This is a genomic window from Pseudomonas sp. P1.8, from assembly GCF_001269805.1.
Classification (GTDB): domain Bacteria; phylum Pseudomonadota; class Gammaproteobacteria; order Pseudomonadales; family Pseudomonadaceae; genus Aquipseudomonas.
The window spans coordinates 34,660-49,996 of record NZ_LHVM01000022.1 but is presented as its reverse complement, the minus strand read 5'-3'; the positions used below and the strand labels follow the sequence as shown (position 1 = coordinate 49,996).

The 15,337-nt window shown below is 58.6% G+C and carries 16 protein-coding genes; 7 read left to right on the top strand and 9 right to left on the bottom strand.

Annotation, left to right across the window (positions count from 1 at the left end):
* Positions 1-140: 140 nt before the first annotated feature.
* Genes AD668_RS22965 through AD668_RS22955 form a run of 3 tightly spaced genes read right to left on the bottom strand, consistent with a single transcriptional unit; the run spans position 141 to position 1,516 of the window.
* Positions 141-314 carry a DUF3094 domain-containing protein gene (locus tag AD668_RS22965; RefSeq protein ID WP_008022453.1) on the bottom strand — a complete coding sequence of 58 codons (174 nt, stop codon included), beginning with the start codon at positions 312-314 and terminating at the stop codon, positions 141-143.
* Positions 315-365: 51 nt separating this feature from the next.
* Complete coding sequence (locus tag AD668_RS22960) at positions 366-893, bottom strand: MOSC domain-containing protein (protein ID WP_053162498.1); 528 nt, start codon at positions 891-893, stop codon at positions 366-368.
* Complete coding sequence (locus AD668_RS22955; RefSeq protein WP_003228301.1) at positions 890-1,516, bottom strand: DUF1780 domain-containing protein; 627 nt, start codon at positions 1,514-1,516, stop codon at positions 890-892. Before AD668_RS22955 ends, AD668_RS22960 begins: the two co-directional genes overlap by 4 nt.
* 219 nt (positions 1,517-1,735) lie before the next feature.
* On the opposite strand from AD668_RS22955, the gene AD668_RS22950 reads away from it, so the two are divergent.
* The 3 genes from AD668_RS22950 to AD668_RS22940 are packed head-to-tail and all read left to right on the top strand — an operon-like array spanning position 1,736 to position 5,588.
* Positions 1,736-3,079: an aromatic acid/H+ symport family MFS transporter gene (locus AD668_RS22950; protein ID WP_053162496.1), complete on the top strand. Its 1,344-nt coding sequence runs from the start codon at positions 1,736-1,738 to the stop codon at positions 3,077-3,079.
* 3 nt (positions 3,080-3,082) lie between these two features.
* A complete protein-coding gene (locus tag AD668_RS22945) occupies positions 3,083-4,303 on the top strand; it encodes a benzoate/H(+) symporter BenE family transporter (protein ID WP_053162494.1) in 1,221 nt (406 codons plus the stop codon).
* Between the two features lie 16 nt (positions 4,304-4,319).
* Positions 4,320-5,588: an OprD family porin gene (locus AD668_RS22940; RefSeq protein ID WP_053162492.1), complete on the top strand. Its 1,269-nt coding sequence runs from the start codon at positions 4,320-4,322 to the stop codon at positions 5,586-5,588.
* An 8-nt stretch (positions 5,589-5,596) separates the two neighbouring features.
* Here the strand turns inward: AD668_RS22940 and AD668_RS22935 are convergent, their stop codons facing one another.
* The gene (locus tag AD668_RS22935; protein WP_053162490.1) at positions 5,597-5,839 is read right to left on the bottom strand and encodes a DUF2790 domain-containing protein; all 243 of its coding nucleotides are present in this window, start codon (positions 5,837-5,839) and stop codon (positions 5,597-5,599) included.
* A 122-nt stretch (positions 5,840-5,961) separates the two neighbouring features.
* Between AD668_RS22935 and AD668_RS22930 the strand changes: the two genes are divergently transcribed.
* Together AD668_RS22930 and AD668_RS22925 are read left to right on the top strand one after the other, a co-directional pair.
* Positions 5,962-6,894 (top strand): LysR family transcriptional regulator, encoded by a 933-nt coding sequence (locus tag AD668_RS22930; protein ID WP_053162488.1) that lies wholly within the window; start codon positions 5,962-5,964, stop codon positions 6,892-6,894.
* Positions 6,895-6,965: 71 nt separating this feature from the next.
* On the top strand, positions 6,966-7,655 hold the full coding sequence (locus AD668_RS22925) for an energy-coupling factor ABC transporter permease (RefSeq protein WP_053162486.1): 690 nt from the start codon (positions 6,966-6,968) through the stop codon (positions 7,653-7,655).
* A gap of 35 nt (positions 7,656-7,690) precedes the next feature.
* Here the strand turns inward: AD668_RS22925 and yacG are convergent, their stop codons facing one another.
* Genes yacG through AD668_RS22905 form a run of 4 tightly spaced genes read right to left on the bottom strand, consistent with a single transcriptional unit; the run spans position 7,691 to position 10,599 of the window.
* Positions 7,691-7,891 (bottom strand): DNA gyrase inhibitor YacG, encoded by a 201-nt coding sequence (gene yacG / locus AD668_RS22920; RefSeq protein ID WP_007970539.1) that lies wholly within the window; start codon positions 7,889-7,891, stop codon positions 7,691-7,693.
* Positions 7,888-8,511, bottom strand: a complete 624-nt coding sequence (gene coaE, locus AD668_RS22915) for a dephospho-CoA kinase (RefSeq protein ID WP_053162484.1) — start codon at positions 8,509-8,511, stop codon at positions 7,888-7,890. Before coaE ends, yacG begins: the two co-directional genes overlap by 4 nt.
* The gene (locus tag AD668_RS22910) at positions 8,508-9,380 is read right to left on the bottom strand and encodes an A24 family peptidase (RefSeq protein ID WP_053162482.1); all 873 of its coding nucleotides are present in this window, start codon (positions 9,378-9,380) and stop codon (positions 8,508-8,510) included. Before AD668_RS22910 ends, coaE begins: the two co-directional genes overlap by 4 nt.
* Before the next feature lies 1 nt (position 9,381).
* Positions 9,382-10,599: a type II secretion system F family protein gene (locus AD668_RS22905; protein WP_053162480.1), complete on the bottom strand. Its 1,218-nt coding sequence runs from the start codon at positions 10,597-10,599 to the stop codon at positions 9,382-9,384.
* Between the two features lie 240 nt (positions 10,600-10,839).
* Between AD668_RS22905 and AD668_RS22900 the strand changes: the two genes are divergently transcribed.
* Positions 10,840-11,262: a pilin gene (locus AD668_RS22900; protein WP_053162478.1), complete on the top strand. Its 423-nt coding sequence runs from the start codon at positions 10,840-10,842 to the stop codon at positions 11,260-11,262.
* A 401-nt stretch (positions 11,263-11,663) separates the two neighbouring features.
* A complete protein-coding gene (locus tag AD668_RS22890) occupies positions 11,664-12,020 on the top strand; it encodes a BON domain-containing protein (protein ID WP_053162474.1) in 357 nt (118 codons plus the stop codon).
* Positions 12,021-12,299: 279 nt separating this feature from the next.
* Here AD668_RS22890 and AD668_RS22885 read toward each other — a convergent pair whose 3' ends face one another.
* On the bottom strand, positions 12,300-15,290 hold the full coding sequence (locus tag AD668_RS22885; protein WP_053162472.1) for a DUF748 domain-containing protein: 2,991 nt from the start codon (positions 15,288-15,290) through the stop codon (positions 12,300-12,302).
* Positions 15,291-15,337: the final 47 nt, after the last annotated feature.

The window sequence follows — 15,337 nt, the reverse complement described above, 5'->3', positions numbered from 1 at the left end:
TCGGGTTGCGCTCCAACGAGCGCGAGGCTGCGTTGCGGGATTTGCCAAGGGAACAACCATTGGCGGCATCCCGCGCCTTGCCTCGCACTCGTTGGAACGCAACGCAGTTCGTCATTAAACGTCAACAGACCCTCGGCAGCTCATAGCGTTAGGTAACTGATAAATCGGCTCAACAGGCCCAGACCAATGGTCACTGCCAGGACCAGTACAAGGAGCATCCACGGCCGAAAAGGCCGGCGCTCGACTTGGTGCTGAGACAACTGCAGGTACTCTTCGACATGCTTTTGGTCGTCGGGGTTCAGGCGGCTGGTCATATTTGGGCCTCGTCAGTAGACGTTGCTAAATCTGTAGAAGCTACAGTGGTTTTATCCGGGGTTGAACGCAGCATAGCCGCTGTCCGGAATGGGCTCGACGCTCACTGTATCGTCCAGGCGAATGATGCCACTTTGTAACACCCGTGCGGTGATTCCGCCATGCCCACGCACAGCCTGGAAGGTACCGGGGCCGAGGTTGTTTTCAAGGCGTGCACAGGGCTGACACCAACCGGTGGTTTCGAAAATCGCCTGGCCGATGCGAAATCGTCGGCCCTTGAGGCTGAACAGGTTGATCCCACTGATAACGAGATTGCGCCGCAGATCTTCAGGCCCAACCGGATGATCCTGGGCACGGCCCATCAGCGAACTGATCACGGCCAGATGTTCCCACTGAAGGAGTGTCACCTGTCGCGCATTACGCACGCCCGGGCGGGCGTGATCGCCGGTCAGGCCGGCTTCAAGACGCGCTTCCACGGCGTCCAGTTCAATCATCTGCGAATGTGAGAACGGTCGTACGCCAATCCAGCGCACGCGCCCTTGCTGCGGCACGTCGGCAATCAGTTGTTGCAATGGGCTCACAGGCTGATCCCGACGTCGAACACAATGCTGCGTCCCAGGTTACTGCGCAGAAAGTCCGGTGCGTCCGGATGGGCGAACAGCACGCGGGCGAAGGTCGGACCGACCAGCGACAACGATCGCCAGCCCTGGCGCAGGTATTCGGTGGGCGGAGGGAAGTGGCTGTTGAGGTCCAGCACTTCTCGCTTGAGGCTGGCGAACGCGATGATGTCCAGTTCGCCCAGATCCATGCCACGTTCTTTGTAGTTGTGGGCTTTTTTGCGCAAGGTCGGCGCCAGTCGCAGCAAGAACTCGTTGGCGGGGATGCGTCGAGGCTTGGCTTCACGGCGCACCAGTTGGCTCAGGGAGAACGCACTGCGGCGGCGTTGCAGTTCGTCGCGCCATTCATCATTGAGGCGACGGCCTTCATCGAGCACAAAGAACACTTCGAAATTGGCATCACGAAACAGCACGTCCGGCGGCTCGCCGGCAGGGGCAAACTCGTCGGCGCGGTAGGGGATGTTCAAGCCTTGTAACAGGCGCTGGCAGACCCAACGCTCACGCTCCCATTTGCGGGCATTGGACAGGAACGCGTTGGCTTGCTCGGCCGCAATGGTCAGCAGGCGTAAATAATCTGAGTCATCCATAGGCCCAAGCTTAGCGTTCAAACGTGATCGCAAAGAAGACAATTTGCCTCATTGGGTCAATTCCTCTGCTCCTCATGCCCGTTTCAGGGCTCTGCACAAAACGGATAGTGATCTGCGCTCACTGGATATTGCCTCGCACCGGACAGCTCTACCCTCGGCTGTACGGACGTAAGCCGTGTTACCGATGCTCTAAAAAAACAACAACAAGAGATATATGCCATGCGCAAGATCGACGTACATGAGGTTATCGACAACGCACGTTTCAACCGCTTTCACTGGATGGTGCTGTTCTGGTGTGCCCTGATCATCATCTTCGACGGTTACGATCTGGTGATCTACGGCGTGGTCTTGCCGATGCTGATGAAAGAGTGGGGGCTCAGTCCTCTGCAAGCCGGTGCACTGGGCAGTTATGCACTGTTCGGCATGATGTTTGGCGCGCTGTTCTTCGGACCGCTGTCGGACAGGATCGGCCGCAAGAAAGCCATCACGATCTGCGTGATGCTCTTCAGTGGTTTCACCGTGCTCAATGGTTTCGCACGCAACCCCACCGAGTTTGGCCTCTGTCGCTTCATTGCAGGGCTCGGCATCGGCGGCGTGATGCCTAACGTGGTGGCGCTGATGAACGAGTACGCGCCGAAAAAAATCCGCAGCACGTTGGTTGCGATCATGTTCAGCGGTTATTCGGTGGGCGGCATGTTGTCCGCGGGGCTGGGCATTGTGCTGATCCCGAGTTTCGGCTGGCAGTCGGTGTTTTACGTGGCGGTCCTGCCGTTGCTGTTGTTGCCGCTGATCATGTATTTCCTGCCCGAATCGGTGGGCTTCATGTTGCGTCAGGGGCGTAATGAAGAGGCGCGCAACATTCTTCAGCGCATCGATCCGGCCTACGTCGCGCAAACGTCTGATCAATTGCACATGGCCGAAGTGAAAGGTACGGGCACCCCGGTGTTGCAGTTGTTCCGTGAAGGCCGCGCGCTGCGCACGCTGATGCTGTGGCTGGCGTTTTTCTGCTGCCTGTTGATGGTGTACGCGCTGAGTTCCTGGTTGCCGAAACTGATGGCCAACGCCGGTTACAGCCTGGGTTCGAGCCTGTCGTTCCTGCTGGTGTTGAACTTCGGTGCAATCTTCGGCGCGGTCGGCGGCGGGGTGCTGGGCGACAAACTCAATCTGCCGAGAGTGCTGGCGGTGTTTTTCGCCATGGCGGCGGTATCGATCACGCTGTTGGGCTTCAACAGCCCGATGCCGGTGTTGTACCTGCTGATCGCCATTGCGGGTGCGACCACCATTGGCTCGCAGATTCTTTTGTACGCCTGCGCCGCGCAGTTTTATTCCATGACGATTCGCTCTACCGGCCTGGGCTGGGCGTCGGGCATTGGGCGCAACGGGGCCATCGTCGGTCCGCTGCTGGGTGGTGCCTTGCTCGGGATCAGTCTGCCCTTGCAACTTAACTTCATGGCGTTTGCCTTGCCCGGTGCGGTGGCGGCCCTGGCCATGACTGTGTTCGCCATCAGCAGCCGACGCAGCGCTGCTGGTGTCAACCCAGCGTTGTCAGCGACGGGTGCCTGAAACATGAAAGCGTTTTTCCAGGACTTCTCGTTGTCAGCCGCTGTGGCTGGGTTCATTGCCACGGTTATTTCCTATGCCGGCCCGTTGGTGATCATCTTTCAGGCGGCAGAAGCGGCTCATCTTTCGCGGGAAGTGTTGTCGTCCTGGATCTGGGCAATCTCCATTGGTAGCGCTGTGCTCGGTATCGGTTTGAGCCTGCGCTACCGCGTTCCGGTGATCATCGCCTGGTCGGCGCCGGGCTCGGCATTGCTGGTGACGCTATTGCCGGACATTTCCATGGCCGAGGCGGTTGGAGCTTATCTGGTCAGCAGCCTGATCATTTTCGTGGTTGGCATCTCGGGTGCTTTCGACCGGATCATCAGCAAGCTGCCCGCTGCCATCGCGGCGGCGATGCTGGCGGGGATCCTGTTCAGCTTCGGCACCGGCTTGTTCGTGTCGATGCAGCGCAAGCCGTTGCTGGTCCTGGCGATGTTTGCCTGCTACCTGATCTGCAAGCGGGTGATGCCGCGTTATGCAGTGATGATGGTGCTGCTGGTTGGCTGTTCGATTGCCGCGTTCACCGGTGATTTGCATCGTGACGCGCTGGTGATCGGCCTGGCCACGCCGGTGTGGATCACCCCCGAGTTTAGCCTGGGGGCGATCCTGAACATCGCATTGCCACTGGTGATGGTGGCGCTGACCGGTCAGTTCGTGCCCGGCATGGCGGTGCTGCGAGCCAGTGGTTACCCAACACCAGCAAGCCCGATCATCGCCAGTAGCGCGCTGGGCACGGCACTGCTGGCGCCGTTCGGTTGCCATGGACTGAACCTGGCGGCAATCACCGCGGCGATCTGCGCCGGTCGCGAATGCCACGAAGATCCTCGCAAACGCTACGTGGCCGGGGTCGTCGGCGGCCTGTGTTACCTGCTGCTGGGGATCTTCGGCGCCACGCTGGTCTCGCTGTTTTCAGCGTTCCCCAAAGAGTTGATTGCGGCGCTGGCCGGCCTTGCTTTGTTCGCCGCCATTGCCGGCGCGTTGACGGGCGCGATGGCTGTGCCGAGCGATCGAGAAGCCGCGCTGGTGACCTTTCTGGTCACGGCTTGCGGCATGTCGTTGTTCGGTTTGTCCGCAGCGTTCTGGGGGCTGATTTTCGGCATGGTCACCCATGTGCTGTTGAGCGTGCGTCGTCCCGTTCCCACTCGCAAATCCACTGCAACTGAAGTCCTTCAACCTGTCGATCAATAACAATAAGAGAAAAACGATGAAACAGATTCTCCCAACAACCGGTTCGGCGTTGTCCCTGGCTGTCGTCTCGAGTTTTTCCACGGGCGCGATGGCCGCCGAAAAAGGCTTTATCGAAGACACCACCGCGACGTTGCAGGCGCGCAATTATTACTTCAGTCGCGACTATTCAGACATCGTCGGCGCCAACCAGCAGTCGAAGGCTGAAGAGTGGGCTCAGGGTTTCATCCTCAACGTGAAGTCCGGATACACCCAGGGCCCCCTCGGGTTTGGGGTGGACGTCATCGGCTTGCTCGGCCTCAAGCTCGATAGCAGCCCGGACCGGGTCAATACCGGTTTGCTGCCGGTGCAGGACGACGGCCGCGCGGCGGACAACTACAGTCGTCTGGAAGGCGCGTTGAAGATGCGCTACTCCAAGACCGAGCTGAAAGTCGGTGAGTTGCAACCCAACCTGCCCGTGCTGGTGTTCAGCGATATTCGCCTGCTGCCGCCGAGTTATCAGGGCGCAAGCATCACCTCCAGCGAGATCAACGGCCTGACCTTGCAGGGTGGTCAATTGAGCTCGACCAGCCTGCGCAATGAGGCCGGCGACGAAAAAATGCAAGCGATGCTGGGACATGTGCCGCAGCGCCAGGTCAGCAGTGACGGTTTCAATTTCGCAGGCGCCGACTATGCCTTCAACGACAAGCGCAGCTCGGTCAGCGCCTGGTATGGGCAACTGGAAGATATCTACAGCCAACGGTTTTTCGGTCTCAAGCACAGCGAGCCGGTGGGGGACTGGACCCTCGGTGCGAACCTCGGTTATTTCGACTCGCGAGAGGACGGCAAAAAGCTGCTGGGCAACATCGACAACCAGGCGTTCTTCTCGTTGCTGTCGGCCAAGCGGGGTGGCCATACGTTTTACGTCGGCTATCAAGGCATGTTTGGCGACAGCGCGTTCCCCCGGGTGTTTGCCAACATCTCGCCATTGGGCAACGAAGTGCCGACCTACGAGTTCGCCTTCACCGATGAACGTTCCTGGCAGGCCCGCTACGACTATGACTTCGCCGCGCTCGGTGTCCCGGGGCTGACCAGCACCGTGCGCTACATCAGCGGCAATAACGTCGATACCGGAAAGGGCTATGAAGGAAAGGACCGCGAGCGTGACCTGGACATTGGCTATGTGTTGCAGAGCGGCAGCCTCAAAGGCCTTGGCATCCGGGTGCGCAACGCGATGGCGCGCTCAAACTACCGCAGTGATATCGACGAGAACCGCTTGATCCTCAGCTACACGTGGACCTTGCTGTGAGCCATTGATCACAGGTTGCTGGTGCAATCACCCATGACGTTGTAGGTCACGCGGTGGGTCTGGCCCTGATGATCGATATACTCCATGGTCGCCGGTACGACCCCGCACGCGGTCGCCGTGTTCGACACGGAAACAACTTTGGCGATGTCCAGCGGCTGCGCAGGGTTGTACAGGACCGCGAGAGGTTCGTTGTCGGCGGCCATGGCCGAGGTGGCGATGACGGTCAGCAACAGGCTGATCAACGTTTTCATTATGGTGTGCTCCGTGTCGGTTCTGATGTTTGAATTTTAGTCTTCGCCACCGACGGATAAAGGGGTGAACGGCGGATGCAGCCTTACATAAAACGTAACAGTCACCGCCCGGGGGAGGGTTTATGGATGTGCTTAACAACCTGCGTGTATTCATGCGCGTTGTCGATTGCGCCAGTTTCACCGGGGCCGCCGATGCACTGGATTTGTCGACCGCACAGGTATCTCGACTGGTGGCGGATCTGGAGGAACATCTACAGGCGCGTCTGCTGCACCGCACCACACGGCGCCTGAGCCTGACCGAAGCCGGCGAACGCTTTTTGTTGCGCAGTCGGCAAATTGTCGAAGCCATGGACGAGGCAACGGCCGAGGCCCGTGGCGCTCATATCAATCCGGCCGGACGCCTGCGGGTGCACAGCATGACCGGCCTGGGCGTGCTGCTCACACCCTTGATCGCCCGCTACAGTGAGCTTTATCCCGATGTGGTGTTCGAGCTGACCTTGTCGCAGCGCAATCCCGATCCGCTGGAGGAGGGGCACGATGTGGTGATTTCGATCGCTGCCGAATTGGCCGACTCGCAAATGGTTGCGCAGGCCATCGGACAGATCTACAGCGTACCCTGCGCCTCCCCGGGCTATCTGCAACGCCGGGGCGTGCCGCAGCAGCCGTTGGCGCTGAACGATCACCAATGCCTGCGCATGCTCGACCCATTGTACAGCGATCAATGGCTGTTCCAGGACGAGCACGGCGAGCTTGCCGTCAGCCCGGCCAAGACCTTTCAGTGCAATGTCGCCGAGTCGATGGTCAAGGCATCGGAGGCGGGCATGGGCATCAGCCTGCTGCCGTTCTACACCGCGACGCGGCCCTTGAGCGACGGCACTTTGCTGCGCGTGTTACCAGCATGGCGCCTGCGCGAACGGAATGTGTATGCACTGTATCCGTCGCGGCGTTTTCTCGATGCCAAGGTGCGCACCTGGGTGGACTTTCTCAAGTCTGAACTGCCGAAGGTGTTCGCCGAACATGAGGCAGTGATGAACGATCCGCGGCATTGGGCTTGAAGTCGAAGGGCGGGCCAGCGGCGGTGTAGACTGTGTGTCTGTTGTTCTTCGCCTAGGAGGCGCGCGTAGCCATGATCGGTGCAGAGTTGCTGTCATCGCAAACCCTTGCGGTCGGCTGGCTGATCTACGTGCCGGTGTTGATCTGGGCGATCAGCCGCGCACCGTGGGTTGAATTGTTCACCGATAGCCGACGTCAGCATTTGCTGTTCGGAACAGTGTTTGCGCTGTTTCTGTTGTGGCTGGTACGGCGTGACTTCGATACTGGCGTGTCATACCACTTCATCGGCATGACGGCGGTGACACTGCTGTTGGACTGGCCGCTGGCGCTGGTCGGCGGGTTGGTGGCGCAAATGGGGCTGGTGTTGCTTGGCCGACAGGATCTGGCGGCGGTTGGGGTCAATGGCGCACTGTTGATTGCGCTTCCGGTGCTGGTCACGGAGTGCTGCGCCCTTCTGGTGGAGCGTGCGCAGCCACGAAATCCCTTTGTGTATATCTTCGTGTCCGGTTTCTTCGCCGCCGCACTGTCGGCGTTGCTGTGCCTGCTGCTGGCGCTTTGGTTGTTATGGTTCGATGAGCGTTTCGAGATGCCGTACTGGCTGGAGGATTTCGTCGGATACCTGTGGCTGATCATTTTTCCTGAAGCGTTCATCAACGGCATGATCGTCAGTGCGCTGGTGGTATTCAGCCCCGAGTGGCTCGAGACATTCAACCGCACGCGCTATCTCTCGGCGCCGTGGAAGGACGACGATCCCAAGTCCTGATTCACGTCAAAACCTGGAATCGCCGATTCGATGGATCAATGCCGCGGGTCGAAATCGCCGCTGAACATTTCGTCCTCGGCATCGGGCGCCACCGGAATCTTGTGTTCTTCGGATGCCCAGGCGCCCAGGTCGATCAGCTTGCAGCGGTCGGAGCAGAATGGCCGGAACTTGCTCTCGGCGGTCCATTCCACGGGGGCGCCACAGGTTGGGCATTCGACGGTTGTTGGTTGGCTCATGACTGGCCTCCACGCAAAGAAAGATAAAAGTGATGCAGGCGTTCGACCTCGCTGTGCAACCAGGCAAGGTCGCGGTCATTGACCACGACGTCGTTGGCATGGCTCACGCGATCGTGGCGGCTGGACTGCACCTTGAGGATCGCCTGGACTTGCTGTTCGCTGGTCTGGTCACGCCGCAATGTGCGTTCGATCTGGAGCTGCTCGGGGGCATCGATGACCAGCACTCGCTGAGTCATGGCGTACTGTCCGGACTCGATGAGAAGGGGCGAAACCAGGATCGCATAGGGTGATTTTGCCAGCGCCAGGTGATGGGCAATCTCCTCGCCGATCAGCGGATGCAGCAAGGCCTCCAGCCAAAGGCGCTCATCCGGGACTTCAAAAATCAGCTTGCGCAAGGCGGCGCGGTCCAATTGCCCATCGGCCTGCAGCACGCCGGGGCCAAAGTGTTCAGCGATTTGCACCAGTGCCGGACGACCCGGCTCCACCACCCAGCGGGCAGCGTGATCGGCGTCGACCACGTGCACGCCCAGGTCGATGAAGTGTTGGGCGGCCGCGCTTTTGCCGCTGCCGATACCGCCGGTCAGGCCGAGAATCCAGGGTTTTTCCACAGGGGTATTCATTTCAAACCGACAAACTGCCAATAGAAGTCGGTTATTTGACCACCCCAGAGCAAGGCAATCCAGCCGGCAATTGCCAGATAGGGGCCGAAAGGGATCGGAGTTGAGGTTTTTGCGTGGCGCAGACGCAGGCTGACCAACCCGATGATGGCCCCCACCAGTGACGACAACAGGATGGTCAACGGCAGGATTTGCCAGCCTCCCCAAGCGCCCAGCATGGCCAACAGCTTGAAATCGCCGTGACCCATGCCGTCCTTGCCCGTGATCAGCTTGAACAGCCAGAACACCACCCACAGCGCTGTGTAGCCAGCGATTGCGCCCCACAGGGCTTCTTGTAAGGGCACGAACAGGCCGAAGCTGTTGACGATCAATCCCAGCCACATCAATGGCAGCACCAGCACGTCCGGCAAAATCTGATGCCCGGCGTCGATCAGGCTCATCGCCAGCAAGCCCCAGGTCAGGATCAGCACCAGGCAGGCCGCCCAACCAAAACCAAAGTGCCAGGCAATGAAGGCCGACAACAGGCCGCAAGCCAGTTCGGTGAGTGGATAGCGCTTGCTGATCGGTGTCGTGCAGGCGGAGCAGCGTCCGCGCAGAAATACAAAACTGAGCACAGGAATGTTTTCCCAGGCACGGATCCGGTGACCGCAGTGCGGACACTCGGAATGCGGCAGCATCAGGTTGTAGGTCCGCAACGGTGTTTCGGCGGGGAGCCCGAGAATGTCATGGGCTTGCAGGCGCCAGTCGCGTTCGAGCATTTTAGGCAAGCGCCAGATCAACACATTGAGGAAGCTGCCGACCAACAGGCCGATCACCCCGGCGATGACGACAAAAGCCAGCGGATGGAGCATCAGAATTTCGTTCAAGGGCATGTCAGATCGCTGAGCCGAGTTGGAAGATGGGCAGGTACATCGCAACTACCAGTCCGCCGACGATAACACCCAGTACCACCATGATGAATGGCTCCATCAGACTGGTGAGGTTATCGACCAGGTTATCGACCTCGTCCTCATAGAAGCCGGCGACCTTGTCGAGCATAGCGTCCAGCGTGCCGGACTCTTCGCCGATGGCGGTCATCTGGATCGCCATGCTCGGAAAGACTCCGCTGGTGCGCATGGAAAAATTCAATTGCATGCCGGTTGCGATGTCTTGCTTGATGCGCAGCACGGCGCGTTTGAACACGACGTTACCGGTGGCACCGGCCACGGACCCCAAGGCTTGCACCAATGGGACGCCAGCAGCGAAGGTCGTCGACAGGGTGCGGGCGAACCGGGCCACGGCGGACTTGTACATCAGGCTGCCCACCAGCGGCAGGTTGAGGAGCCAGGCGTCCACTCGTTCGCGAAAAACCCGGGATGCCTTGAGCGCGTGGCGCATACCGAAGATCGCAACGAGCAGTGCGCCCAGCACCGCCCACCACCAAGCCTGCATGAACTGCGACAGGCTGATGACCATCACCGTGAACGCCGGCAGTTCGGCGCCAAAGCCCTTGAACACGGATTCGAACTGCGGCACCACTTTGACCAGGAGAATCCCGGTGACAATGGCCGCGACCAATACCACCACCAGAGGATAAGTCATGGCCTTCTTGATCTTGGCCTTGAGGCGCTCGCTCTTTTCCTTATAGGTCGCAACGCGTTCCAGCAAGGTATCCAGGGCGCCGGCCTGTTCGCCAGCGTCGACCAGGTTGCAGTAGAGATCATCGAAATACTGAGGTTTCCTGCGCAGGGCCGCGGCGAAGCTGTTGCCCGCTGCAACGTCCTGTTTCAGCTCATCCACCATTTTGCGCATGGCCGGGTTATCGAAGCCTTCGGCGATGATGTCGAACGACTGCAATAACGGCACGCCGGCCTTCACCATGGTCGCCATTTGCCGGGTGAACAGGGCAATGTCGTGGGCTTTGATGCGTTTGCCGATGCTGAACAGTGACGGTGGTTTCTTGCGTACCTTGGCGGGCGTGATGCCCTGCTTGCGCAATTGCGCCTTGATCAGTGCCGGGTTCGCCCCGTTGAGCTCGCCGGTGACTTTGCTGCCTTTGCGGTCTGTACCTTCCCACGTATAGACACTGATTTTTGCTGCCTTGACCGCCATGTTCTGCCCTTGGTGACTCGATTAGTCGAACTGCCTCGCGAGACTTATAGCCTAGTCAACGGGCGAAGCCCAACCCGCGTCGGTCAGGTGACAAAAAGCGTCAGATAGTGCGGATCCTGAGGGTAGGAAAGTGCTTCGCACGGGTCGCATCCCTTGAAAACACGAGGGCAGAGCCTTGGCACAAGCTGTGCTCCCCCAAGGTCAGATCATGAGATTTCCACTCATGCACGGAGTTTTGCTATGAACAATCACAAAGGTTTTACTCTGATCGAGCTACTGATCGTGGTGGCAATCATCGGGATCCTGGCCACCTTTGCTTTGCCGATGTATTCCAAGTATCAGGCCCGAGCCAAAGTCACGGCCGGACTGGCCGAAATTTCCGCGATGAAGGTGCCTTTCGAGGATGTGATCAATCAGGGCGGTACACCCGCTACCGAAAACGTGGTCCCGGGAGGCGGGACCTCGACCAGCAACTGTGCACTGACGGTGACAGCCACTACCGAGTCGGGTGACGGCAAAATTGTTTGCACGCTACAGAATGCGCCCGGTCAGGTACAAGGCAAAACCATCACCCTGACCCGCAACGGCACCACCGGCTGGTCCTGCGCGAGTACCGTGTCGCAGGATTACGTGCCTAAGGGTTGCATCGGTTCTGCAACCTGACGCAGTACCCTGTAGGAGCGAGCCAGCTAGCGATGGTCGTTAACGATAACGCGTATTTACTGGCTAAGCGCGGAGTTCTCGAGTCCATAGTCGCAACGCCGCCCGCAGCGAGCTCGCTCCTGCACAAGTGTGAGCAATCGCATGTCGAGAACTCATGTCATTTACTAAAAAAAGCTCAAAAAATTCATGAGCTTAGGAACTTTCTTCAAACCTGCAACTTGCATGCAGTGTTTTTGCTACTCATGCATTTTGCATGATTCCGGGAAAATTGAAATTCTATAACTTATTGATTTTTATAGTTTTTTATCTAATCGAAAAGTTGGCACAGCGTTCGCAATACTCCAGACAACCCTGCCGACATGACACCCGGCAGACTTTTCCGAAAAACAGGAGTTACTCGTATGAAGAAGTTCGCTATCACTGCCGCTGCTGCTACCGCGCTGACCCTGACCATGGCCAATGCTGCATTCGCTCAAACCAGCCAGGCAACCCAATCGCCAATGGTGCTGGCTACCGGTGAAGTGACCGAAATGAAACAGGACACTTCCGATACCTGGATCACCACCAAAGTCAAAAGTGACCTGATGACCGAAAAAGGCATTCCAGGCACCGACATCAAAGTCGAAACCAACAAGGGTGTTGTATCCCTGTCGTCCACCGTAGCGGTCACTAAATCCCAGAAAGATACCGCAGTGGCGATCACCAAGAAAATCGAAGGCGTCAAAGCGGTTTCCGCTGACGGCCTGAAAGCCGAGTAAGGCAATGCTTCTCGCCTGGACCGGGAGAAGTTGCGGCAGACGGGAAAAGTCATACGTCTGTCGCCTTTGAAGAGTTCATGCGACCGGCCATAAGGATTTGGCCACCACAGGCTCCGCGCATTCGTGCCGGGGCCTGTTTTTTTGGGGAATCAACATGATTCCTGTAGGAGCGAGCTTGCTCGCGAAAGCGGTCTTTCATTCAATATTTGTGTTGAATGTCAGTCAGCCATCGCGAGCAAGCTCGCTCCTACATTGATCGTCAGTTGCAAGACTGGGCTTTCACTCCGCATCCAGATGCAACGGTGTTATCACCCGGCCGTCACTTTGCGCCTCGCCCAGGTTGGCATCGATAAAGTACACCCGGTCATCTTCCAGCTGGCCCTTGTCGACCAGGTAATCCTTGATGCTGCTGGCGCGTTCCTGGCCGAGTTGACGTAACAGCACATCACTGGAACTCCAGAACTTGATCACTTCGGCACGCATTTTTGCGGTGCGTTCTTCCTTGCCCAAGTCCTCCCACTCCGGCGCTGGTTGCGTCTTAAGGCGAGTGCGGAAGATGCCTTCCAGAAGGGGACCCTTTTCACTGTCCGGTACTTCCAGCAATGAGGCCTGCGCGGGAACCTTGTCGCCACGACGCTGGAGCATTTTGTAGTAGTTGTACTGGTATTCCCGTTCCAGGCGTTGCTCGGCAATCAACGGACCATCGCTGCTCTTGGCGGCGGTGCCTTCGATTTCCAGGCGCAGGGCCGGACGCTCCTTGAGGGCCTTGGCCAGTTTGTCCAACGCGCCTTCGGCATCCTTGCTCAATTCGCTGGACCCCGCTGCGAACGAGACGGTGCCCAGGTCTTCCGAACCGCCACCACTGACCAACCCGCCGATCAACTTGAATGGCGCTGCCGCCGCTTTGACGATCAGGTTACGCAGGGTTTGCCAGACAATCGGCATGACGCTGAACTGTGGATTGTTCAGGTCGCCGGTGACGGGCAATTCGATGGAAATCTTGCCATCGACGTCCTTGAGCAGGGCAATGGCCAGCTTCAATGGCAGGCTTACGGCGTCCGGGCTGTCGACTTTTTCACCCAGTTGCAGTTGCTCGACCACCACTTTGTTGTCGGCCTTGAGCTGACCCTTGGTGATCCGGTAATGAAGGTCCAGGTTGAGTCGGCCCTTGCGGATGCGGTAACCGGCGAACTTGCCCGAGTAAGGTGTCAGCGTGGTCAATTCGACGCGTTTGAAGCTGGTTGCGATGTCGAGGCTGGCCATCGGGTCGAACGGGTTGACCGCGCCCTTGATGGTCACTGGCGCATAGCGATCTACCTTGCCTTTGACGTCTACACTGGCCGGTTTCGGCTGGCGGCTGTCGATGGTGCCAATCTGACCGTTGAGCTGCTGGATCGCGGTCGCAAAATTCGGTGTCAGGCTGAAGTCGGCGAAGTTGGCCGAACCATCATTGATGAAAATGCCACCGATGTGGATGCCCAACGGTTTGTCTTTGCTGGCAGGTTGGGCGGTGGTCGTCTTGGTAGCGGAATCGGCCGGTTGGGGGATCAGCAGGTCATCGATATTGGTGGTGCGGTCATCGTTGATCATGAAACGCGCGTAAGGCTGCAGCAGATTGATCCTGTCGATCGAAAGGCTATCGCCGTGCTGATAATTCAGACCCTCGGCCACCACTTGTTGCCATTTGAGGAAGTCTCGGGTTTTCAGGGTGTCCAGCGTATGCAACTGATCGATCCGGGCGCGGCCGGTGACGCTCAAAGCCAGCGGTTCGGTGCTCTTGAGGTTGACCGCCAGATCGCTGCCGAGCATGCCGCTGCGCAGTTCCAGGCGAATGAATGGGTTGATGTAGGACTGCGCGACACGCAGGTCGATGTCCTTGGTCTGGACATTCAGTCTGGCGCTGACCGGTGCCAGGTTGACTTCGCCATCGGCCGTGATCTTGCCTTGTTTGCCTACGCCGGTATCGAGCCTGAGCTTGAAGGGCGAGCCATTGAGGCTGTCGTATCCTTCCAGATCGATATTTAGCGGTGCCAGCTCCAGCTCCACGGCAGGTTGCGCCTTGCGATCCGCCAGATGCACCTTGTAATCGCGCAGTTGCACATCCTTGAGCAGCACTTGCCACGGTTTGCTCGGCGCGGTGGGTTCGGGTTTTGGCGAATCGGCGGAGGCAGGTGCGGTGGCGGGTTCGGCGTCAGCCTTGGCTTTGGCCACCGGTTTGGCTGGCTGGCTGGCGAAGAGTTTCTGCCAGTCGAGCTGGCCATCGGACTCCAGCGCTGCCCAGGTTTCCAGCTTGTTGCTGCGGATCTTGCCGACCACTACTTGCTGCTTCGCCAGGTCCACAGTGGTTTCACTGACGTCCAGACGCGCAAGCTTCACCAGCGGACGCCCGTCTGGGGCCTTGATGGCGAAAGGGGCGATGGTGGCCGAGACGTTACTCAACAGCAGTTCGGTTTCCTTGGACAGGTTGAGTTTGTAGTCGGTGCTGACGCTGAGAATGCCGCTTTCGAGGTCCAGCGGCACGGCGTCGCGTACATAGGGCCAGAAGGCTTTCATCTTGCCATCGGTGATTTTCAGCTTACCTTCGGAGGCGAGCGGGATAAGGCTGAAGTTGCCGGTCCAGTCGATCTGTCCGCCGTTGGGGCCGATAGCCACCAAGGTCATGTCGGCGCTGTCTTCGGGCAGGGTGCTGAGGTTTTTCAGCTCGAAATCGAGTGTGTCGTAGAGGAATTCGATGGGCTCGCTGGGGCGGGCATCTTCGAAATGCACGGCGCCGCCAGCGAATTTGATTCGCTCTATGCGCAACGGAAACGGCTTGGCGTCCGGGTCAGTCGGCGTCGGCTCACTGGCGGGCACCTTGAACAAGCCGAGCAGATTGAGCTTGCCGTCCTTGGCGAACAGGATTTCTGTCTTGGCTTTGTCCAGTTCAACATCGGACAGGTGCAGTGCCTTGGTCCAGAGGCTGTCGATCTGCAGGTTAGCGTATAGGCGTTCGAAGCCTACGTGTTCCTTGCCAGGTTCGCCGATGTTCAAGCCCCAGACCGTCAGTTCAAGGCTGAACGGATTGAGTTCGATCCGCTGAATCTTGGCGGGCATGGTGGCGTAATTGGCCAGTTGCTGATTGGCTACGCGCAGCGCAATTCCCGGCAAGATCAGAAAGCCCAGCAAGCTGTAGAGGGCCAGAGCAGTCAACAAGGCGCCGATGGCGCGAATCAATCCTTTGGGCATGTGTGGCTTCATCTGTCTGAATCGGAGTGCCTTGGAGTATGGCATGCGATTACGGTTCCGAAGGAATCGCCCGATTCAGGAAACTTCAGATT